Source organism: Streptomyces albospinus (assembly GCF_014648695.1).
In the GTDB taxonomy this organism is placed as follows: domain Bacteria; phylum Actinomycetota; class Actinomycetes; order Streptomycetales; family Streptomycetaceae; genus Streptomyces; species Streptomyces albospinus.
In genome coordinates this window covers 84,457-106,195 of sequence record NZ_BMRP01000022.1, presented here as the reverse complement: position 1 = coordinate 106,195, position 21,739 = coordinate 84,457, and the positions used below count along the sequence as shown (strand labels likewise).

Below are 21,739 nucleotides of genomic sequence, written 5' to 3'. Positions count from 1 at the left end.
ACGGCTGAGAAACAAGGGGACTTCGGGTGAAACAGGTTGTGCAGAACTACAAGAGCGGCGAGCTGACGGTGCTCGACGTGCCGGTGCCGGGGTGCAAGCCGGGCGGTGTGCTGGTCCGCAGCGCCTACTCGTTGATCTCCACCGGGACCGAGCTCATGAAGGTGTCCGAGGCCGGCATGTCGATGCTGGGCAAGGCCCGCTCCCGGCCGGACCAGGTGGCCAAGGTCGTGCAGAGCGTGGCCACCAACGGGGTGCCCGCCACCTACCGCAAGGTGATGGGCAAGCTGGACTCCTATACGCCGCTGGGCTACTCGCTGTGCGGGGTGGTCGAGCAGGTCGGTGCCGGGATCGACGAGGTGAAGGTCGGCGACCTCGTGGCCTGCGCCGGCAACGAGCACGCGTTGCATGCCGAGCTGAACTGGGTGCCGAAGAACCTCTACGCCCGGGTGCCGGACGGCCTCGCGCCGCGGCACGCGGCCTTCGGCACCGTCGGGTCGATCGCGTTGCAGGGTGTCCGCCGCGGCGAGCCACAGCTGGGCGATGTGGCGCTGGTCATCGGCCTCGGGCTGATCGGGCAGCTGGTGGTGCAGCTGCTGGGCGCCTCGGGAGTCCGCGTCGTCGGGGTCGACCCCGACCCGGTGCGCTGCGAGCTCGCGGAGCGCCTGGGCGCCGCGGCCTGCGGCGATCCCGCGTCCACGGCGGTGGAAGCTGCCGTCGCCGAACTCACCGGCGGTCACGGCGTGGACCACGTGTACCTGGCCGCCGGCGGCGGCAGCAACCAACCCGTCGAGCTGGCCGCCCGGCTCTGCCGGGACCGCGGCCGGGTCGTCGACATCGGCAAGTGCCGCCTGGACCTGCCGTGGAACGCGTACTACGAGAAGGAGCTCGACGTCCGGTTCTCCCGCAGTTACGGCCCCGGGCGCTACGACCCGGAGTACGAGCTCGAAGGGCGGGACTACCCGATCGGCTACGTGCGCTGGACCGAGCGCCGCAACCTGGCGTGCTTCCTCGATCTCGTCGCCCGCGGCAGCGTCGACGTGGAGCCCCTGGTCTCCCACATCGCCGACTTCGATGACGCCGTCGAGACGTACCAGCGCCTGAAGGACGGCGACCTGAAGGCCGTGGCCGTGCTGTTCCGGTACCCCGAACACGCGGGGGAAGCGGAGGCCCCGGCGGTGGCCGTGCCCGCGGTGAACAGGCGCAGCGGCACGGCGCCCACCCCGGCGCGGTCCGCCGAGGCGCCGGTGCGGCTGGCGTTCGTCGGCGCGGGCAACTACGCGACGTCGATGCTGCTGCCGCACCTGGCACAGCGCGACGGCGTCGCGTTGTCGACGGTCGTCACCACGACGGCGCTGTCCGCGGCCAATGCGCAGCGGAAGTTCGGCTTCGCCGAGGCGACCACCGATCTCGACGCCGTGCTCGGCGACCCGTTGATCGACGCGGTGTTCGTGGTCACCCGGCACAGCTCGCACGCCGAACTGACCCGGAGGGCGCTGCTGGCCGGCAAGGCGGTGTTCGTGGAGAAGCCGTTGGCGCTCGACGAGGACGAGCTGGCCGGCGTGCTCGCGGCGGTGGAGGAGTCCGGCAACGACCGGTTGCAGGTGGGCTTCAACCGCCGGTTCGCGCCGCTGCTGAATGAGGCCAGGAAGCGGTTCGGCGCCCGTTCCGGTCCGGCGAGCCTGCGCTACCTGGTCAACGCGGGCCGGCTGGAGCATGGCAGCTGGTACCTCCAACAGGGCACCGAGGGCTCGCGGTTCGCCGGCGAGGGCGGGCACTTCATCGACACGGCGAGCTGGCTGCTCAAGGCCGACCCGGTCTCGGTCTATGCGATCACCACGCCCGGCAACGAGGACCTACAGGTCGTGCTGCGCTACCCGGACGGATCCACCGCCACCGTCAGCTACGTCACCACCGGTTCGCCCGGCTTCCCCAAGGAGACGCTGGACCTGGTCGCGGACGGCAAGGTGCTGCGGCTCGACGACTTCGTCCGTGCCGCGGTGTACGACGGCCGCCGCAAGCGGTGGGTCAGTTCGCGGCTGCCCAAGGCCCGGGACAAGGGCCAGTCCGCCGAACTGGCCGCGTTCGTCAAGGCCGTGCGGACCGGCGGGCCGATGCCGGTGCCGCTGGAGTCGCTGGTCGCCACCACGGCGGCCACCCTCGCCGTGCAGGCCGGGCTGGCCGGCGGCGCGCCGGTGACGTTGGCGAGGGCGCGATGACTGTGAGCTCGGGGAGTGCGGGCTGGTACCTGCGGCGGCTGTCCCGGATGGGACCGCGGGAGGTCGGCGGCCGGGTGGGCGACGCGGTGCGCAGGCGGCTGTGGCGGTCGGCGCGGCCCCACTGCCCGAGCGTGACCGGCGCCCGGTTCACCGCGGTACTGCCCGCCGGGACGATCACCGCCATACCTCCGGACGCCGCGAAACGTCTCATCGCCGAGGCGGACCGGCTGATGTACGGGCACGCCGAGTACTTCGGGGTGGTCCGCGACGACCTGGCCGACCCGGACTGGTGGTGCGACCCGAAGACCGGGCGCCGGGCGCCGTGGGGCTACGCCTTCGACGTGCCGTACCGGAACGAGGAAGCGGTCGGGGACATCAAGCAGATCTGGGAGCTGTCCCGGCATCAGTACCTCACCGTGCTCGCCGCCGCCTACGCGATCACCGGGAACGAGCGGTACGCCGAGCGCGTGGCCGAGCACCTGCGGTCGTGGTGGGCGGCCAACGCGCCGCTGCGCGGCGTGCACTGGATCAGCGGCATCGAGCTGGGCATCCGGCTGCTGTCCTGGGTGTGGATCCGCCGGCTGCTCGACGGCTGGCCGGGCGCGGCCGGGCTGTTCGAGGGCAACCCGGTGGCGCTGAACCAGATCTGGCACCACCAACGCTGGCTGGCCGCCTTCCCCAGCCGGGGGTCTTCGGCGAACAACCACGTCATCGCCGAGGCCGCCGGGCAGTTCGCCGCGGCCTGCGCGTTCGGGTGGTTCCCCTCCTCGGCGCGTTGGCGGGCCGGCGCTCTGCGGTCGCTGGAGCGGCACCTGCGCAGCAACACCTTCGACTCCGGCCTCAACCGCGAGCTGGCGACGGAGTATCACGGACTCGTGCTGGAGCTCGGCCTGGCCGCGGTGGCCGAGGCGGATGCCGCAGGCAGGCCGGTCCCCGCGTCGATCCGGTTGGTGCTGCTGCGGATGACCGATGCGCTTGCGGCCGTCGTGGACAGCCGGTTACGGCCGCCGCGCCAGGGGGACGCGGACGACGGGCACGGTCTGGTCGTGGACGGCGCGGGCACCGACCGCTGGGCCTCGCTGCTGGCGACCGGGGACGCCGTGTTCGGTCGGCTCGCCTGGTGGCCGGCGGTGACCGGCACCGATGTGCGCACCCCGCTGCTGGCCGCGCTCATCCGGCCGTACTCGGACAAGGGATCCGCACCGGCCGTGACCCGCCCGGCGAGCCGACCGGCCCATTTCGCCGACGCGGGCATGACCATCCTGCGCGGTCCGGCAGAGATCTGGTGCCGCTGCGACGGTGGTCCGCACGGCTTCCTGTCCATCGCCGCGCATGCCCACGCGGACGCGCTGTCCGTGGAGGTCCGGCACGACGGGGTCGACGTGCTCGCCGACCCGGGGACGTTCTGCTACCACGGGCAGCCCGAGTGGCGGCAGTACTTTCGCTCGACCCTCGGCCACAACACCCTGCGGCTGGACGGCAGTGACCAGTCCGTCTCCGGCGGCCCGTTCCTGTGGACCCGGCATGCCAAGAGCCGCGTCCTGGCCGCGGACACCTCCGGCGCCTTCGACGGGGGGACGGCCCGCTGGTGCGCCGAGCACGACGGATACCAGCGCTCCGTGCACCGCCGGCGGGTGGAGCTGACGGCCGCGAGCCAGGAGCTGAGGGTGGTCGACGAGGTGCGCGGCCCGCACCGGGCCGAGGTGCACCTGGCGTTCCACCTCGGCCCCGCGATCGCCGCGGACCTGGCGGGCAACCGGGCAGTGCTCACCTGGGTCCGGGACGGCGAGGAGCGCTCCGCGGTGCTCGACCTGCCCGGGCAGCTGAACTGGCGGGCGCATCGCGGCGAGACCGACCCGCCGCTGGGCTGGTACTCCGCCGGCTTCGGGCGCAAGGAACCCGCGACCACGTTGGTCGGCACCGGCTTCGCCGACGGCGCGGAGGGGTTCACCACCGTGCTCAGGTTCCGCGGCTAGGGGGGCGCGTGGGGATCAAGAGGCGGCACTGGGCGTTGGCGGCGGCACCGCTGGCGCTGGCCCTACTGGCGGCGACCGGCTGTGAGAGCACGCTGGGCACCCGGGCAACGCCGACCGCTGCGCCGTTCACGTCCGGGGCGCTGTCCCCGTCCGTGGCTCGGGTGTGCGCCAAACCCTCGGCCGGGCCGACGAAGGCACCGGCGGGCGCCGTGACGGTCGACCCCGCGGTGGTCGGTGACCTGGCGGCGCAGACCAAGAGCAACCCCCCGAACACCACGTTCTGGCTTCGCCCGGGCATGCACAGGCTCGACCCGGACCGCTACGCCCAGGTCATCCCCAAGGAGGGGGACCGCTACCTCGGTGCGCCGGGCGCGGTGCTCGACGGCCGGAAGAAGAACCAGTACGCGTTCGGCGGTACCGCCGGCAACGTCACCATCCGCTACCTGACCGTGCAGGGTTTCGTCGCGCCGCAGAACGAGGGCGTGGTCAACCATGACTCGGCCGACGGGTGGGTGATCGAGCACGCGACGATCCAGGACAACTCCGGGGCCGGGCTGATGGCCGGTGCCCATCAGCGGGTCCGCGCCAACTGCCTGCGCGACAACGGACAGTACGGAATGAACGCGTACAAGAACGGCGGCCGGATCAGCGACCTGGTGGTCGAGGGCAACGAGATCGCGGGCAACAACACCGGCGACTGGGAACGGCGGCGGCCGGGCTGCGGCTGCACCGGAGGCGTGAAGTTCTGGGCCGTCGACGGCGCCGACGTGCGCGGCAACTGGGTGCACGACAACCGCGGATCCGGGTTGTGGGCGGACACCGACAACAACGACTTCCGCATCGAGGACAACGTGCTCGATGCCAACGACGGTGCCGCGCTGATCTACGAGGCCAGCTACAACGCGGTCATCCGGAGAAACACGATCCGGCGGAACAACTGGGTCGAGGGCCGCAGGTACGCGGACCGCGACGACAGCTTCCCGGTCGCGACCATCTACCTGTCCGAGTCCGGCGGCGAACCACGGATCCGAGCCCGCACGGACAAGATCGAGATCTACCGGAACGTGCTGGAGAACAACTGGAACGGGATCACCCTGTGGGAGAACGCCGACCGGTTCTGCAACAGCCCGGCCAACACCTCGTCCGATGACTGCACGTTGCTGGTGCGGCGCCCCGACCGCTGCGCGCGGCCGGCGATCGCCACCGCACCGCTCTACACCGACTGCCGGTGGAAGACCCAGCGGGTGGACATCCACGGCAACCGCTTCGTGCTGGACAAGTCCGTCGTCGACTGCACGGTGAAGTGCGACCGAATGGCGCTGCTGGCCAACTACGGCACCTATCCGGACTGGTCGCCCTACAAGGGCGACCAGGTGGCTGAGGCGATCACCCGCAGGCAGCACAACCGCTGGCACGACAACGTCTACCTCGGACCATGGAAGTTCGTCGCCCACGACCCGAGCCGGATACTCGACTCCGGGCAGTGGCAGGGGACGCCGTACCAGCAGGACGCGGGCAGCACCCTTGACCCACAGGCCGGTGGTTGAGATGGGCGGGCACCTGACGCGCGGTGGGCTGCCGGGCGGACCGGATACGGCGGGAACGCAGCCCGGCGCCGCACCGCGTCCTGCCGGCGCTCCGAGGATCGTCGGGATCGTCTGGGGGTTGCTGGTCCTCAACACGCTCGGCTCCGCCGGGGCGCAGACCATCATCCCGCTGCCCCGCTCCCTCATCCAGTTGGTCACCATGGGCGCGCTGGTCGCCGCGTTCGCGCTGGCGCTCGCTCTCAATCCCCGGCTGCGCATCCGACCCAGCGCCTTCTTGTCCCTGCTCACCCTGCTGCTGGTGTCGAGCGTGATCTCCAGTGCGCACCTGGAGTCCGGGTTCGGCGCGCTGTTCCGCTGCGCCCGGCTGGCTCTCTTCGTCGGCACGCTGTGGCTGCTCAGCCGGTGGTGGGACGGCGGCCTGACGTTCGTCCGGCACCACATCCGGATGTACTTCGCCGTGCTCGGGTCGGTGGCCGCCGGCCTGGTCGTCTCACCGGGTGCGGCCATGCCCGACCTCTACGGCGGGCGCCTTGTCGGCGCGCTGTGGCCGCTCACCCCGCCGCAGATCGGACAGTACGCCGCGGTGATCATCGGGCTCACCGTGCTGCTCGTACTGGGCCGCCGGACCGACCGGGCCGGCGCGGCGGTCGTCATCGTGCCCTCCCTCGTCCTGCTCGCGTTGACCCATACCCGGACGGCCACGCTCGGCCTGTTCATCGGGCTGGGGTTGGCGATCGGCTCGCTCATCCTGACCAGCGCCGCCGCCCGCCGGTTCTTCACCTGGGCGGTGCTGTGCGCCGCGGTGGCCGGGGTGGCGCTCGGCTCCGTGCTACAGGCGTGGTTCCTGCGCGGACAGAGCCAGGAGAACTTCTCCAGCCTCACCGGCCGGGCCAAGGTCTGGGACGCCCTGCTGGCGGCGCCCCGGACGACCACGGAGCAGGTGTTCGGCGTGGGCCTGGGCGACAAGTCGTTCGGCGGGCTGCCGATCGACAACAGCTGGCTGGCCGTCTACAACGAGCAGGGTCTGATCGGCGTCGCCCTCGTGGCGGCGATCATCATCGTGCTGGGCGGTGTCGCGTTGCTGCGGCCACCGTCGCTGGAGAGGGCCTGCGCGATCTTCCTCATCGGCTACTGCGCGATCGCGTCGTACACCGAGGCCGGGCTTGGCGACGCCTCGCCGTATCTGCTGCATCTGGCGGTCGCCGCCTCGCTGCTGGCGGCACCTGCCGCGGCCACGCCCGTCCCGACGCCCGAAGTTCCTCGACGCATCCCGCGCTGGGCCCCGAGTTCGGAGGTGACCTGACCATGCACGTCCTCGTGGTGCACAACCGCTACGCCTCGGCGCAGCCGAGCGGGGAGAACAAGGTCGTCGACCAGGAGGTGGCGCTGCTGCGCGCGGCCGGTCACCGGGTAGAGGTGTTCGAGCGGCGCAGCGACGACATCGCCGCCCGGTCCCTGCCTGGCAAGGCCGCGGTGCCGCTGCTGGTGCCGTGGAACCCGGCGGTCCGCGCGGAGCTGGCCGCCCGGCTGCGCACCGAGCGGCCGGACGTGGTGCACGTCCACAACGTCTTCCCGCTCCTGTCGCCCGCGGTGCTGGCCGCCTGCGCCGACGCCGGGGTGCCCGCCGTCGCCACGCTGCACAACTACACCCAGGTCTGCCCGCCCGGCACGCTGCAACGGGACGGCCGGCCGTGCACCGAGTGCGTCGGGGCGACGCCGCTGCCCGCCGTCCGGCACGGCTGCTACCGGGGCTCGCGCCTTGCGACGGTGCCGCTCGCGGTCAGCCTGTCGGTCAACCGGCGACGGTGGTGGTCCGGCGTGGAGCGGTTCTTCTGCATCTCCGCGGCGCAGCGCGACGTCCTGGTGCGGGCCGGCATGCCGGCCGAACGGCTGGCGGTGAAGCACAACTTCGTGCCCGACCCGGACGCCCGCCGATCGGGCGCCGGCGGGCATCTGCTCTATCTCGGCCGGCTCGCGGAGGCCAAGGGCGTGCGGCTGCTCATGGCCGCGTGGGACGAGATCGCAGCGAGCGGCGGTGTGGGCGTGCCGCTCGTGGTCGCCGGCACGGGGCCGCTGGAGCGAGAGGTGACCGCCTGGGCGGCGGGCCGGGACGACGTGCGGTATGTCGGCCTGTACGACACGGCTCAGTGCCGGCAGGCCGTCGCGCGGTCGGTCGCCGTGGTGGCTCCCTCGACGTGGCTGGAGGCGTTCGGCCTGGTGGTCGTCGAGGCGATGGCGGCGGGGGTCCCGGTCGTCGCCGCCGGTCACGGCGCCTTCGTCGAACTCGTCGAGGACGGGGTGACCGGGCTGCTGCACCGGCCGGGCGAGTCCGCCTCGCTGGTGTCCTGTATACGCCGGATCGCGGCCGAGCCGGCCCGCAACCGGGAGATGGGCCAGGCGGCCCGGCGCCGTTACGAGCAGGGTTTCAGCCCGGCCGTCGGCCTTGAGCGCCTGGTGGATGAGTACCGCACCGCAATCGCGGGTCGGTCAGCACTCGCTCGCGGCGGGGACACCCGCGCGAGCAGGGGGGATGGGGACAGTAGATGACACGATGCCGACTCTGCGGCTCGGAAGCGATGGCGAGCGTCGTCGATCTTGGGGCGACGCCACCATGTGAGAGCTTTCTCGCCGCGGACCAACTGGACCAGCCGGAGCCGGCGTTCCCGCTGCACCTGCGGGTCTGCACCGACTGCTGGCTGGCGCAGATCCCTCCGTTGATCACGCCGGAGGAGACGTTCACGCAGTACGCGTACTTCTCCTCCTACTCGACCTCCTGGGTGGAGCACGCGCGCACGTTCGTCGCCGACGCCGTGCACCGGGTGGGTCTCGGCCCCGACGGCTTCGTGGTCGAGGTCGCGAGCAACGACGGGTACCTGCTGAGGCACGTGGTGGACCGCGGGATCCGCTGCCTCGGCATCGAGCCGTCGGTGAACGTCGGCGCGGCGGCGCGGGACGCGGGTGTGCCCACGCTCACCGAGTTCCTGGCCCCGGACACCGGCTCGGCCGTCCGCGCCGAGCACGGCCCGGCGGACCTCGTCGTGGCCAACAACGTGTACGCACACATCCCCGACGTGGTCGGGTTCACCCAGGGGCTGCGCGCCCTGGTCGCCGATGACGGCTGGGTCTCCATCGAGGTGCAGCACCTGCTGACCCTGATCGAGGAGAACCAGTACGACACGATCTACCACGAGCACTTCCAGTACTACACGGTCGCGTCCGCGACCCGGGCGCTGGCGAGCGGCGGACTCGCGCTCGTGGACGTCGAGTTGCTGCCCACGCACGGCGGCTCCATCCGCCTGTGGGCCCGGCCGGTCGAGGTGGCCGGCGAGCCGACGCAGCGGGTGGCCGACGTGCTCGCCCGGGAGAAGGCCGCCGGGCTGCAAGAACTGTCGGGGTACACCGAGTTCTCCGCCCGGGTGGCCAAGGTGCGCCGGGACCTCCTGCGGTTCCTCATCGAGGCGGCCGAGCGCGGCGAGACGGTCGTCGGCTACGGCGCCCCGGGCAAGGGCAACACCCTGCTCAACCACTGCGGCATCCGCCCCGACCTGCTCCCGTACACGGTCGACCGCAACCCCTACAAGCACGGCAGGTTCACCCCGGGCACCCGCATCCCGATCCTGCCGCCCGAGCGGATAGCCGCCGACAAACCGGACTACGTCCTCGTCCTCCCGTGGAACCTGCGGGCCGAGCTGGTCGAGCAACTGTCCTTCGTGCACGAGTGGGGCGGCCGGCTGGTCTTCCCCATCCCGGAACTGAGCACTGTCGAGGTCACGTCATGAAGGTCGTTCTGTTCTGCGGCGGTTACGGGCTGCGTATGCGCAGCGGAGCCTCCGACGACATGCCCAAGCCGATGGCGATGGTCGGCCCGCGGCCACTGATCTGGCACGTCATGCGCTACTACGCGTACTTCGGGCACACGGAGTTCATCCTGTGTCTCGGGTACGGGGCCCACCACATCAAGAACTTCTTCCTCAACTACGAGGAGACGACGTCCAACGACTTCGTGCTGCGGGGCGGGCGGACCGAGCTGCTGTCCACCGACATCGCCGACTGGACGATCACGTTTGCGCAGACCGGTGTGGAGTCACCGATCGGGGAGCGGCTGCGCCGGGTGCGGCACCACCTGGACGGCGACGAGATGTTCCTCGCCAACTACGCCGATGTGCTCACCGATGCTCCCCTGCCGGAGATGATCGACTCCTTCGCCCGGCGCGACGCCGGTGCGTCGATGCTGGTGGTGCCGCCGCAGTCCTCGTTCCACTGCGTCGACCTGGGCGAGGAGGGTCTGGTGGGGGGCATCACCGCGGTGAGCGAACTGCCGCTGTGGGAGAACGGCGGCTACTTCGTGCTCCGCCAGGAGGTCTTCGACCACATACCGGAGAACGGGGACCTGGTCGCCGACGGATGCGCCCAACTGGCCAAGCGCGGACGGTTGGTGGCGCACCAGCACCGCGGCTTCTGGAAGCCGACCGACACCGTGAAGGAGCGGGCCGCGCTCGACGCCGCCTACGCCCGCGGCGACCGCCCGTGGGCCGTGTGGGAACAGGGCGGCGCGGGGGCGAACACCGGAGTGAGGACCGCATGATCCAGCTCAGCGCCGGGCGCCTGGACCGGATCGTCGCGGTGGGCGCGCACTGCGACGACATCGCCATCGGCGCCGGCGGCACGCTGCTGACGATGTGCCTCGCGCGGCCGGGCATCCGCATCGACGCGCTGGTGCTCTCCGGCGGTGGGAGCGAACGGGAGCAGGAGGAGCAGGCCGCGCTCGCCGCCTTCTGCCCGGGCGCCGAACTGCACCTGATCGTGCACAAGTTGCCGGACGGCCGACTGCCCATGCACTGGGACGAGGCCAAGGCCGCGGTCGAGGAGCTGCGCACGGCGACCGAGCCGGACCTCGTCCTTGCCCCGCGCACCGATGACGCGCACCAGGACCACCGCGGCCTGGCGCAGCTGGTACCCACCGCGTTCCGCGACCACCTCGTGCTCGGCTACGAGATCGTCAAGTGGGACGGCGACCTCGGCCGTCCGGCGGCGTACCAGCCGCTGTCGCCCGAGATCGCCGAACGGAAGGTGCGGCTGCTGCAGGAGCACTACCCCTCGCAGCGGCACCGGCCCTGGTACGACCGGGAGGCCTTCCTCGGTCTTGCACGCATCCGCGGAATCGAATGCCACGCGCGCTACGCCGAGGCGTTCGCCGTCACCAAACTCACTCTCGACCTGGGGGATTGAACCTTGCGCGTACTGCTCACCGGGCACCAGGGCTACCTGGGCACCGTCATGGCCCCGGTTCTCACGGCCGCCGGACACGAGGTCGTCGGCCTCGACGCCGGGCTGTTCGCCGACTGCGTCCTCGGCCCGACACCTGCGGACCCGTCCGGGCATCAGGTGGACCTGCGCGACGTCGCGGCCGAACACGTGGCCGGGGTGGACGCCGTGATCCACCTGGCCGCGCTGTCCAACGACCCGTTGGGATCGCTGGCGCCGGAGCTCACCTACGACATCAACCACCGCGCGTCCGTACGCCTCGCCCAACTGGCCCGCGACGCCGGAGTACGACGCTTCCTGTATGCGTCGACCTGCTCGGTCTACGGCGCCGCCGGCGGCGACGACCTGGTGTCCGAGGACGCCCCGCTCCGCCCGGTGACGCCGTACGCGGAGTCCAAGGTGCGGGTGGAGGACGACCTGCACGCGCTGGCCGACGGCGACTTCACCCCGGTGTACATGCGCAACGCCACCGCCTTCGGCTACTCCCCCCGGCTGCGCGCCGACATCGTGCTGAACAACCTGGTGGGCCACGCGCTCCTGTCCGGCGAGGTGTTGGTGCTCTCCGACGGCACCCCCTGGCGCCCCCTGGTGCACGCCGCCGATATCGCCCGGGCCTTCGCGGCGGCGCTGACCGCGCCGCGGGAAGCGGTGCACGACCGGGCGTTCAACATCGGCAGCGAGACCAACAACGTCACGGTCGCCGAGATCGCCGAGCAGGTCGCCGAGGCGGTGTCGGGCGCGAAGGTCAGGATCACCGGGGAGAACGGCGCCGATCCGCGCTCGTACCGGGTGGACTTCTCCCGGTTCCGTACCGCGATCCCCGGCTTCGACTGCGAGTGGACGGTGAAGCGGGGCGCTCTCGAACTTGCCGACGCCTACCGAAAGTTCGGCCTGAGCCGGGAGGACTTCGAGCGACGCTTCACCCGCCTCGCCGTGCTGCGCGCGGCGACCGACGCCGGCGCCGTCGACGACACCCTGCGGTGGCGCCGATGACCGAGGACGGCGAAGAGATGCACGCGCTGGTGGAGCGGCTGTACCCGCTGTGCCGGAGCATCACCGGCGACGGTGTGCGCGCCACCCTGGACATCGTCGGCGAGTACATCCCGCTCCAGGTGCACGAGGTGCCGACCGGGACCCAGGTGCTCGACTGGACGGTGCCGCAGGAGTGGAACATCCGGGACGCGTACATCGCCGACACCACGGGCAGGCGGGTCGTCGACTTCGCCAAGTCCAGCCTGCACGTGCTCGGTTACAGCGTGCCGGTGTCGGCGACCATGCCGCTGGCCGAGCTGCGCGAACACCTGCACACCCTGCCGGACCACCCGAGCTGGGTGCCGTACCGCACCAGCTACTACAAGCCGGAATGGGGGTTCTGCCTGGCCCAGGAGACCTTGGACGCACTGCCGGACGGCGAGTACGAGGTCCGCATCGACTCCACACTCGCAGACGGCCACCTCACCTATGCCGAGCACGTCGTCCCCGGGCAGGTCCCCGACGAGGTGATCGTCTCCTGCCACGTCTGCCACCCCTCGCTGGCCAACGACAACCTGGCCGGCATCGCGGTGGCGACGTTCCTGGCCCGCGCGCTCGCGCGGGAAACGCCCTACTACACCTATCGGTTCATCTACGCGCCCGGCACCATCGGGGCGATCACCTGGCTGGCCCGCAACGCGGAGCGGATCGACCGGGTCAAGCACGGACTGGTGCTGGCCTGCGCCGGTGACCGGGGCCAACTCACCTACAAGCGGAGCAGACGCGGCGACGCGGAGATCGACCGGGTGCTGCGGCACGTGCTGGCCACCTCCGAACGCCCGCACCATGTCGCCGAGTTCACTCCGTACGGCTACGACGAGCGGCAGTTCTGCTCGCCCGGGTTCGATCTCGGCGTGGGCTCGCTCAGCCGAACCCCGTACGCCCGCTACCCCGAGTACCACACCTCGGCGGACAACCCGGACTTCGTCTCCCCGGAGGCGATGGCGGACACGCTCGCCGTCTGCCGCGAGGCATTCACCGTCCTCGACCGCAACCGGCGGTACCTCAATCTCAGCCCCTACGGCGAACCGCAGCTGGGCCGGCGCGGGTTGTACGACTCGCTCGGGGGCCGCAGCGACGCGAAGCAGGCCGAGATGGCCATGCTCTGGGTGCTCAACCTCTCCGACGGCGAGCACAGTCTGCTGGACGTCGCCGAGCGGTCCGGGCTGCCGTTCGACACCGTCGCCGCCACGGCCGGCGCCCTGCACGGCGCCGGGCTGATCAAGGCATGACGCCGATGACCACCGAGAGGGAGAAGACGACGGCATCGGCGGGCTCGGCCAGTAACGCCCGGCGGACCGCCAAGCGGGCCGTCGTCGGCCGGCTGTCCTGGGGACTGGCCGACCAGGCGGCCTCCAGCGTGTCCAACTTCGCGGTGGGGATCTACGTGGCCCGCTCGCTCGGGCTGACCGCGTTCGGCGTGTTCAGCCTGGCCTGGGTGACCTACGGAGTGGTGCTCAGCGTCTCCCGCGGGCTGGCCACCGACCCGCTCGTGGTGCGCTTCAGCGGCGTGCCGGACGCATCCTGGCGCGGGGCGGTGGCCCGGTCGTCGGGCACCGCGCTCGGCGTCGGCGCCGCCATCGGCGCGGCGTGTCTGGTGGCCGGTCCTGCTCTCGGCGGCCGGGTGGGGCCCGCGTTCGCCTGCCTCGGCGTCATGCTGCCGGGGCTGCTGGTACAGGACGCCTGGCGGTACGCGTTCTTCGCCGCCGGCACCGGGCGGAAGGCGTTCGTCAACGACCTGGTGTGGGGCGTCGCGCTCGTCCCGGCCATGGTGCTGGCGGCCCGCGTGGGCAGCGTGGCCGCTTTCGTACTCGCCTGGGGCGGGTCCGCCGCGGTGGCCGCGGTGTACGGCTGCTTCCAGTCCGGGATCCGGCCCCGGACGACCGGAGCGCGCGAGTGGCTTCGCGAGCACCGCGACCTCGGCTACCGGTACCTGGCCGAGAACGTCGGCGTCAGCGGCGCGAGCCAGCTGCGGGCGTACGGGCTCGGCGCGATCGTCGGGGTCAGCGCGGTGGGTGTGGTCCGGGGCGCCGAGCTCCTGCTCGGCCCGTTCATGGCGGTGCTGATGGGTCTTTCGCTGGTCACCGTCGCGGAAGCGGCACGGGTGCTGCGGCGGGCCCCGCACCGCCTCGGCCCGTTCTGCCTCGTGCTGGGCGGCGGGCAGGCCGTCGCCGCGCTGCTCTGGGGCGGGGCGCTGCTGCTGATGCCGGACCGGGTCGGCGAGCTCGCGCTCGGCGACGTCTGGCACTCCGCCTCGCAGCTCATCGTGCCGGTCACGCTCGGCGTCGCGGGCGCCGGCCTCGGCACCGGCGCGGCGGCCGGGCTGCGCGCGCTCGCCGCGGCGCGGCGCAGCCTGCGCTGCCAGCTGTTCGCCTCCGCCTGCTACGTGATCGGCGGGCTCGGCGGGGCGGCCGTGGCCGGCACGGTCGGCTCGGCCCGGGGCGTCGCCGCCGCGACCTTCTGCGGCTCGGCCGTGTGGTGGCTGCAACTGCGGTCCGCCCTGCGCGAGCACCACCACAACCCCCTCCCCGAAGTGAGGACACCATGACCGCCCATCCCCGGTTGAGCATCGGCCTGCCCGTCTACAACGGCGAGGAGTACCTCGCCGAGTCGCTCGACGCCCTGCTCGGCCAGACCTACGAGGACTTCGAGCTGGTCATCTCCGACAACGCCTCGACCGACGGGACACAGGACATCTGCCGCAAGTACGCCGCACAGGACTCGCGCATCCGGTACCTCCGGCTGCCCCGGAACATCGGCGCCGCGCCGAACCACAACCATGTATTCACCGAGTGCCGCGGCGAGCTGTTCAAGTGGGCCTCGCACGACGACCTGTACGCCCGGGACCTGCTGCGGCGCTGCGTTCAGGCGCTGGACGAGCGGCCGGACGTGATCCTCGCGCACTCCGGCCAGGCGGTCATCGACGGCGACGGCCAGGTGAAGGTCCCGTACGAGTACGGGCTCGCCACCGACTCACCGCATGCGCCGGAGCGCTTCCGCAGCTTCCTGTTCGAGCCCGGTGGCGACGACTTCTACGGGGTGATGCGGGCCGACGTGCTGCGCCGGGTGAAGCCGCACGACAGCTACCACCACGCCGACCGCACCTTCGTCGCCGAGATCGTCCTGCACGGGCCCTTCCACCAGGTACCGGAGCTGCTGTACTTCCGCCGCGACCACCCCACCCGCGCCGAGCGGGCGAACCCTTCCAAGCGCTCCCGGTGCGTCAACCTGGACCCGCGCCGGGCGAGCCCGCTGCACCCGACGCCCCGGCTGCTCGCCGAGTACGTCTGGGGCTTCGTCTCGGCGGTCCGGCGGGCGCCGTTGTCCCCGGCCGACCGGCGCGCGTGCTTCCGCCACCTGGCCGCATGGATGACCAGCCGGGTCCGGCCGGGCGCCGGCGAGCGGGTCGAGGACCGCGCCCCGGTCGCCCCGGGCCGGCTCACCGTCTCCGTCGACGCCCTCGTCGCCGGCCGAGAGGGGAGGCAGGCATGACGTCCGCGGACGAAACTCCGGTGCGCGTCGGGGTGTTCGGCCTGCTCGGCTCCGGCAACCTCGGCAACGACGGGTCGCTCGACGCCGTGCTCGGGTACCTCAGCGCCGAGCACCCGGCGGCAGTCGTGGACGCGCTGTGCGGCGGGCCCGAGGTCGTCGCGACCCGGTACCGGATCCCCGCGACGCGGCTGCACTGGTACCGCGGGGAGTACCGCACCGCGTCGCGGGCGGGCGCGATCGCGGCGAAGGGGCTGGGCAAACTCGTCGACGCCGTCCGCACCGCTGCCTGGGTGCGGCGGCACGACGTGGTGATCGTGCCGGGCATGGGCGTCCTGGAGGCGACGCTGCCGCTGCGGCCGTGGGGCTTCCCGTACTCGCTGTTCCTGCTCTGCGCGACCGGCCGGTTGTTCGGCACCCGGGTCGCCCTGGTCGGCGTCGGCGCCGCCCCGATCGGCAACCGGCCGACCCGAGCCCTGGTGCGCTGGTCGGCGCGGCTGGCCACCTACCGTTCGTACCGGGACGCCCCATCCCGCGACGCGATACGGGAGATGGGCGTGGACACCGCGCGCGACGAGGTCTACCCGGACCTCGCCTTCGCCCTGCCGACGCCGCGGGCGAGCGGACCCGACAGGCCTTCCGTCCCGCCGGGCCCGGTCTGCGTCGGTGTCATGGACTTCCACGGCGGCAACGACGACCGCGCCCGGGCCGAGGAGATCCACCGGCGCTACCTCGACGGGACAACTCGCTTCGTCCGCGCGCTGGTCGAGGACGGCAGGCCGGTCCGGCTGCTCACCGGCGACGAGTGCGATGCGCCGGTGGTCGCCGCGCTCCTCGACGCGGTGGACTCGCCGCTGGTCACCGCCGCCGAGGCGGGCTCGCTGGCCGACCTGATGAAGGAGATGGCGGCTGCCGACACCGTGGTGGCGACCCGGTACCACAACCTGATCTGCGCGCTGAAGGTCGGCACGCCGACGCTCGCACTCAGCTACGCGGCGAAGAGCGACGCGCTCATGGCGCAGATGGGTCTTGGCGCGTACTGCCACCCGGCCCGCGAGGTCGACGCCGGCCGGCTGCTCCAGCAGTTCCGGGCGCTGGAGCAGCGATCGGCGGAGCTGCGGCGGACCCTCACCGAACGGAACCTGGTCGCCGCCCGGCAACTCAAGCACCAGTTCGCCGACTTGACCGCGGCCCTGTTCCCGGCGACCGACCACGTTCACGCCCACGCCCACGCCTTGCGGGAGGCTCCATGAATGCGACCGGAATGAAAGCCACCGAAGTCCCGGCGATAGCCGGCGCGTACCTGTTCGAACCGACGCCGTACGCCGACGAACGCGGCTTCTTCTGCCGCACCTTCGACGCGGACGTGGTCCGCTCGGTCGGCCTCGACCCGGACGCCTTCATCCAGGACAGCGTGTCCCGCTCTGTCCGGGGCGTGCTGCGCGGCCTGCACCTGCGCTCCGGCGCCGGCGAGGCCAAGCTGGTGCGGTGCTCGTACGGGAGGATCTTCGACGTCGTCGTGGACCTGCGGACGGACTCGCCGACCTACCGCAACCGGGCCTCCTTCGAGCTGTCCGGCGAGACGCAGGTGACCCTGTACATCCCGGCGGGGTGCGCGCACGGCTTCCAGGCGCTGACCGAAACCGCCGACACCTCGTACCGGATCGACCGCCCGCACGATCCGGCCGAGGACGTGACGATCGCCTTCGACGACCCGGAGCTCGCCATTCCCTGGCCGCTGCCGGTCACATCGATGTCCCAGCGGGACCGGGAGGCGCCGAGCCTCGCCAAGGTCCTTCAGCACAGAGAGAGTTGAGGTCGGCGTGGCCACCGAAGACACCGAAGAGCTCAGCCTGCCCCGGTCGCGGCAGGCGAACGAGCGGCTGCACGCCCTGGTCCCCGGGGGCGCGCACACCTACGCCAAGGGCGACGACCAGTACCCCGAGAACCTCGCCCCGGTCATCAGCCACGGCCGCGGTGCCCATGTATGGGACATCGACGGCAACCGCTACATCGAGTACGGCTCCGGCCTGCGGTCGGTCAGCCTCGGCCACGCCCACCCGCGCGTGATCGAGGCGGTGCGGCGGGAACTCGACCGCGGCAGCAACTTCGTCCGGCCGTCCATCGTGGAGGTCGAGGCCGCGGAACGCTTCCTGGCCACCGTGCCCACCGCCGAGATGGTGAAGTTCACGAAGAACGGCTCCGACGCCACCACCGCCGCGGTGCGCCTCGCCCGCGCCGTCACCGGGCGCCCGCGGGTGGCCGTCTGCGGCGACCATCCGTTCTTCTCCGTCGACGACTGGTTCATCGGCACCACTCCGATGTCCGCCGGCATTCCGGCGTCGACCACCGAGCTCACCGTGGCGTTCCCTTACGGGGACCTGGCCGCCACACAGGAGCTGCTCACCCGGTACCAGGACGAGATCGCCTGCCTGATCCTCGAACCTGCCGGCCACACCGAACCGGCGCCCGGGTACCTCGCCGCCCTGCGCGAGCTGGCCGACCGGCACGGCTGCGTACTGATCTTCGACGAGATGATCACCGGTTTCCGCTGGTCCGAGGCGGGCGCCCAGGGCCTGTACGGCGTCGTCCCCGACCTCTCCACGTTCGGCAAGGCGCTGGGCAACGGGTTCGCCGTCTCCGCGCTGGCCGGGCGCCGCGACCTGATGGAGCGGGGCGGGCTGCGTCACTCCCGCGACCGGGTGTTCCTGCTGTCCACCACGCACGGTGCGGAAACGCACTCCCTGGCAGCCGCGATGGCCGTGCAGACCATCTACACCGAGGAGGGGATCACCGCGCGGCTGCACGCCCTCGGCGAGCGGTTGGCCGCCGGTGTGCGCGACGCCGCGGCGAGCATGGGCGTCGGCGACCACTTCGTCGTCCGGGGTCGGGCCAGCAACCTGGTCTTCGCCACCCTCGACGAGAACCGGCAGCCGTCGCAGCAGTACCGCACCCTGTTCCTGCGCCGGCTCCTCGCGGGCGGGGTGCTGGCCCCGTCGTTCGTGGTGAGCAGCGCGCTCGGCGACGCCGACATCGACCGCACCGTCGATGTGGTGGCCCAGGCATGTGCGGTGTACCGGAAGGCACTGGACGCCGCTGACCCCACCCCCTGGCTGGCCGGGCGGCCGGTGAAGCCCGTATTCCGCCGCTTGGCGTGACGTGACGTGACGTCAGCGACGCTCCTACCGACCGGCGTCGGCCATCCGGTCGGCCAGCCAGTCGGCTGTCCGGTCGACCAGCCACGCGGTCGCCGGCATCACCGCCAGCGCGGTGCACCAGCCGCCGAGGACGTCGGTCGGGTAGTGCGCGCCCAGGGCGACCTGCGCCCATCCCATGGCGGCTCCGGCAACCAGCGCCGCGGCGAGCACGAGCAGTGTGCCGGCCGCCCTGCCGAGGCCGAGCCGGCCGGTCGCGAGCAGCGCCACCACGAGGCAGAGCGCGGTGAAGAAGGCGGTGTGGCCGCTCGGGTAGGACAGATTGTCGCCGTGGATGGTGCGTCCCACCAGGGACTTGAGCAGCGTCACCGCCCCCACGGTCATGCCGGCCCCGGCCACCACGAACACCGCTGCGCGAGGACGCCGAAGCAGCAGGCAGCCCGTCACGGTGGCCACGACCAACGTCGCCGCTCCTACGGGCTCCCCCAAGAAATCCATCGCCAGGGCGACATACCGCCATGACGGCCCCACACCGTCCACCGCCGCCCAGATCCACGCATCCACCATGCCGGGCTTGCCGTCGTCGGCATACAGGACCCCGAGCACGACGACCACCAGCGCGGCGAGGGCCGCAACCAGCCCGAGCCACGCGCGCAGCGAGGGGGACAGCACCGCGGGCGCCGGCCGGCCGGTCACACGCCCACCGCGTCCGGTCGCCCTGCGGTGCTGACCTTCTTGTCTGCCGTGCGCAGCGTCGGGCGTTGCGGGATCGCGTCGCCGCCCCGCTGGCGCCGCGGAACCGCGACAACAAGCCGACCGCGTCGGCGGAGCCGGTGACCGCGCCCCACGACGGCGGGGCGTTGTCTTCGGACGGCTCCGGTGCCCGCGAGTCCGGGCTCACCACGGCCTAGGTGTCCCGTCAGTACCCCGGCTCCCGCGGGCAGCTCGGAAACGGCATCGCCACGGCCACCACCGCCCGGGCCCGCGCCAAGGGCATCGCGATTCGGGCGCCGGTCGCCGACTGCTTCTACGGCCCCAACGAAAGCCCGCACTTCATTGCCGAACCCGACCGCGCCGCAACGCCTTACGTGGCGACGGTCGAGCCCCGCAAGAACTGCCCGCTGCCGCCCGCCGACATGGCCGGGGTCGTCAGCCTGTACGGGCTGCGCGGCCGGACCGAGCGAGATGACGAACCCGTCAAGCACGAACTGGGCTGGGCCAACTACCAGGTCCGCTCCGGCCAGGCGATCCAACGCGAGCCCCCCGTCGTGTCCGACCCACCCTCCAGCGACCATGACCGCCCCGCGGACACCCGCTCCCGGCCTGTACGACGCCGCGGGAGCCGTCAGCTGTGCAGCCCCGAACTCGCAAGCCTGGCCGTCGTCTTGGCCAAGGCATCGGGATCAGCCGCTGGTTGTCAGCCTAACCAACAATCCGGCTCGCCGCCCCCCTGCGACCTCCTGCCCCGCCCGGAAGCGTTGGGGATCGGCACCGGGTGGGGCGCCGGGTCAACGGAGAGGCTCGCCTTGAACGTCAGCGGGGTACTTCCACCGACGCTGAAGTCAATACCGCTGTACTTCAACCAGTTCCCGGAATCCGGATTGCCCACCACGGTGCCCGTTCTTCCGCTGATCCTCGTGGTACCGGTCTGGCGAGTGGACGTTGCAGCCTCGATTCCCTCTCTTACAGAATTCCAGCCCGCAGTCCAGCTCTGAGGGTACTCGTACGCTCCCAGGTCGGGCGCCGATCCCACATATCCATCAGTGATCGGCGGATCAACCTTTCCCGCGTTGATCGCTGCTGCCGTCGGCAGCAACTGATAGTTCCCGTTTGCGGAGACCACAAACGTGGCGGACGAGTTCACGGACAAGTTGTTCAAGTCGGTGTTGTGAGAGGTCGAGGAGCCGTGAAGATAACCGTTCGGGAGCTCTGTATTGCTCACGACTTGGTCCCCGGTTCCGCCGTTGACGCCTGCACCATGGCCGCCAGATATGTTCCAGATGGCATTATGAGGCGAGCTTCCCTCTTGTACTGAACTTGATCGGGTGTTCTCTGGGTCGTTGCCTGGCAGCGGGCTGTCAGCGCGGGTGGCGCCGATGCGTGAGCTACGCGCGGGGCGGCGGGCCGACCGACGCCGAGAGAGTCGCGCGGGAGCGGTGACGACTCCAGGCTGTGGAACGTTTCGAGGGCGGGCAGAAGAAGGGGGAAACGCTGCTGCCTTGCGGGTCGGCGTGCGGTCGGTGGGACGGGGATGAGCTGCCCGAACGAGGTGGCCTCGGCAGAGGGCTGGTCCAGCAGGGGCGACGGGACGGGTACGCCCATTCGTCCGCCGCCGCCGTTGCCCCTTCGGGCCTGTGAGGCCGGCCATGGACAGCATTGACCCTCGTCGCGGAAGATCTTGCCCACGGCCGATCGAAGTGCCGTATGCAGTAAGCCTGTTCATCCATGGACCGGAGGCCAGACCATGACCGCTGCCACCCGCGATCTGTTCGAGCGCTACCACGCGTGCTGGGAGTCCCTCGACCCTGACCGGATCGCCGGACTCCACACAGCCGACTCCGTGTTCCATCTGCACTCGGGCCAGGACCCCGTGCGGGGGCCGGCTGCCATCCGTGAGGCGGCGGCCGGACTGTTCAAGCTCGTCCCCGACCTGGCGTTCGACCTCGTCTCGCTCCGCGTCGGGGAGGACTTCTGGGTCGTCCAGTGGAAGCTGAGCGGGACGTCCGCGGCCGGGGTCGCGGTCGACATCGACCTCGCGGACTTCGTCCTGGTCGAGAACGGGGCGGTGAAGGAGAAGCACTCCTATGTCGACGGAGTGGCCATGCAGGCCGCGTTGGCGCCCGCCGGGGCGGCCTCGTAAGACCGACATGGCCGTTGCTGGAGTCAACACCACACGTAGGCGAGCTCCAGCTCCCGGTCCGTGACCGGCGCCGCGGGAGCGAGGTCACCCGGTTCACGGATCTCGTCTTGCCGGAGCAGAGTGTGGACGACCAGCACCCCGTTGCGTGGCCCCAGCAGGGCCGATCGCTCGCGGCTCCTCCGCTGAACCAGGCAGTGTC

At 71.7% G+C, this 21,739-nt stretch carries 19 protein-coding genes; 18 read left to right on the top strand and 1 reads right to left on the bottom strand.

From position 1 onward, the window contains the following. The first annotated feature begins 26 nt into the window (after positions 1-26). The 15 genes from IEZ17_RS26975 to IEZ17_RS26905 are packed head-to-tail and all read left to right on the top strand — an operon-like array spanning position 27 to position 18,683. Positions 27-2,216 (top strand): bi-domain-containing oxidoreductase, encoded by a 2,190-nt coding sequence (locus IEZ17_RS26975; protein ID WP_189304459.1) that lies wholly within the window; start codon positions 27-29, stop codon positions 2,214-2,216. Further along, on the top strand, positions 2,213-4,192 hold the full coding sequence (locus IEZ17_RS26970; RefSeq protein WP_189304457.1) for a heparinase II/III family protein: 1,980 nt from the start codon (positions 2,213-2,215) through the stop codon (positions 4,190-4,192). Before IEZ17_RS26975 ends, IEZ17_RS26970 begins: the two co-directional genes overlap by 4 nt. A gap of 8 nt (positions 4,193-4,200) precedes the next feature. Next, positions 4,201-5,739: a right-handed parallel beta-helix repeat-containing protein gene (locus IEZ17_RS26965; protein WP_189304455.1), complete on the top strand. Its 1,539-nt coding sequence runs from the start codon at positions 4,201-4,203 to the stop codon at positions 5,737-5,739. Between the two features lies 1 nt (position 5,740). After that, the gene (locus IEZ17_RS26960; protein ID WP_189304454.1) at positions 5,741-7,042 is read left to right on the top strand and encodes an O-antigen ligase family protein; all 1,302 of its coding nucleotides are present in this window, start codon (positions 5,741-5,743) and stop codon (positions 7,040-7,042) included. A 2-nt stretch (positions 7,043-7,044) separates the two neighbouring features. Then, positions 7,045-8,286 (top strand): glycosyltransferase, encoded by a 1,242-nt coding sequence (locus IEZ17_RS26955; protein ID WP_189304452.1) that lies wholly within the window; start codon positions 7,045-7,047, stop codon positions 8,284-8,286. After that, a complete protein-coding gene (locus tag IEZ17_RS26950) occupies positions 8,283-9,518 on the top strand; it encodes a class I SAM-dependent methyltransferase (RefSeq protein ID WP_189304449.1) in 1,236 nt (411 codons plus the stop codon). Before IEZ17_RS26955 ends, IEZ17_RS26950 begins: the two co-directional genes overlap by 4 nt. After that, entirely contained in the window at positions 9,515-10,324 is an 810-nt protein-coding gene (locus IEZ17_RS26945) for a glycosyltransferase family protein (protein ID WP_189304447.1), read from the top strand. The genes IEZ17_RS26950 and IEZ17_RS26945 overlap by 4 nt, the downstream gene beginning before the upstream one ends. Beyond that, on the top strand, positions 10,321-10,968 hold the full coding sequence (locus tag IEZ17_RS26940; protein WP_189304445.1) for a PIG-L deacetylase family protein: 648 nt from the start codon (positions 10,321-10,323) through the stop codon (positions 10,966-10,968). The genes IEZ17_RS26945 and IEZ17_RS26940 overlap by 4 nt, the downstream gene beginning before the upstream one ends. Before the next feature lie 3 nt (positions 10,969-10,971). Then, on the top strand, positions 10,972-11,997 hold the full coding sequence (locus tag IEZ17_RS26935; RefSeq protein ID WP_189304443.1) for an NAD-dependent epimerase/dehydratase family protein: 1,026 nt from the start codon (positions 10,972-10,974) through the stop codon (positions 11,995-11,997). Next, a complete protein-coding gene (locus IEZ17_RS26930; protein ID WP_189304441.1) occupies positions 11,985-13,268 on the top strand; it encodes a DUF4910 domain-containing protein in 1,284 nt (427 codons plus the stop codon). Before IEZ17_RS26935 ends, IEZ17_RS26930 begins: the two co-directional genes overlap by 13 nt. Before the next feature lie 5 nt (positions 13,269-13,273). Beyond that, complete coding sequence (locus IEZ17_RS26925; RefSeq protein ID WP_373299947.1) at positions 13,274-14,584, top strand: MATE family efflux transporter; 1,311 nt, start codon at positions 13,274-13,276, stop codon at positions 14,582-14,584. Continuing rightward, positions 14,581-15,528 (top strand): glycosyltransferase family 2 protein, encoded by a 948-nt coding sequence (locus IEZ17_RS26920; protein ID WP_189304437.1) that lies wholly within the window; start codon positions 14,581-14,583, stop codon positions 15,526-15,528. The genes IEZ17_RS26925 and IEZ17_RS26920 overlap by 4 nt, the downstream gene beginning before the upstream one ends. Continuing rightward, complete coding sequence (locus tag IEZ17_RS26915; RefSeq protein ID WP_189304435.1) at positions 15,525-16,778, top strand: polysaccharide pyruvyl transferase family protein; 1,254 nt, start codon at positions 15,525-15,527, stop codon at positions 16,776-16,778. The genes IEZ17_RS26920 and IEZ17_RS26915 overlap by 4 nt, the downstream gene beginning before the upstream one ends. 11 nt (positions 16,779-16,789) lie before the next feature. Then, on the top strand, positions 16,790-17,341 hold the full coding sequence (rfbC, locus tag IEZ17_RS26910) for a dTDP-4-dehydrorhamnose 3,5-epimerase (protein ID WP_189304496.1): 552 nt from the start codon (positions 16,790-16,792) through the stop codon (positions 17,339-17,341). 7 nt (positions 17,342-17,348) lie between these two features. Beyond that, complete coding sequence (locus IEZ17_RS26905; protein WP_189304434.1) at positions 17,349-18,683, top strand: glutamate-1-semialdehyde 2,1-aminomutase; 1,335 nt, start codon at positions 17,349-17,351, stop codon at positions 18,681-18,683. A 24-nt stretch (positions 18,684-18,707) separates the two neighbouring features. On the opposite strand, the gene IEZ17_RS26900 is transcribed toward IEZ17_RS26905, so the two are convergent. Continuing rightward, the gene (locus IEZ17_RS26900) at positions 18,708-19,376 is read right to left on the bottom strand and encodes a phosphatase PAP2 family protein (RefSeq protein WP_189304432.1); all 669 of its coding nucleotides are present in this window, start codon (positions 19,374-19,376) and stop codon (positions 18,708-18,710) included. Between the two features lie 65 nt (positions 19,377-19,441). Between IEZ17_RS26900 and IEZ17_RS26895 the strand changes: the two genes are divergently transcribed. The 3 genes from IEZ17_RS26895 to IEZ17_RS26885 all read left to right on the top strand — a co-directional run bounded on the left by IEZ17_RS26895 (position 19,442) and on the right by IEZ17_RS26885 (position 21,540). Next, on the top strand, positions 19,442-19,591 hold the full coding sequence (locus tag IEZ17_RS26895) for a hypothetical protein (RefSeq protein WP_189304430.1): 150 nt from the start codon (positions 19,442-19,444) through the stop codon (positions 19,589-19,591). Beyond that, positions 19,592-20,395, top strand: a complete 804-nt coding sequence (locus IEZ17_RS26890) for a hypothetical protein (protein ID WP_189304428.1) — start codon at positions 19,592-19,594, stop codon at positions 20,393-20,395. Between the two features lie 749 nt (positions 20,396-21,144). Beyond that, positions 21,145-21,540, top strand: a complete 396-nt coding sequence (locus tag IEZ17_RS26885) for a nuclear transport factor 2 family protein (protein WP_189304427.1) — start codon at positions 21,145-21,147, stop codon at positions 21,538-21,540. The last annotated feature ends 199 nt before the right edge of the window (positions 21,541-21,739 follow it).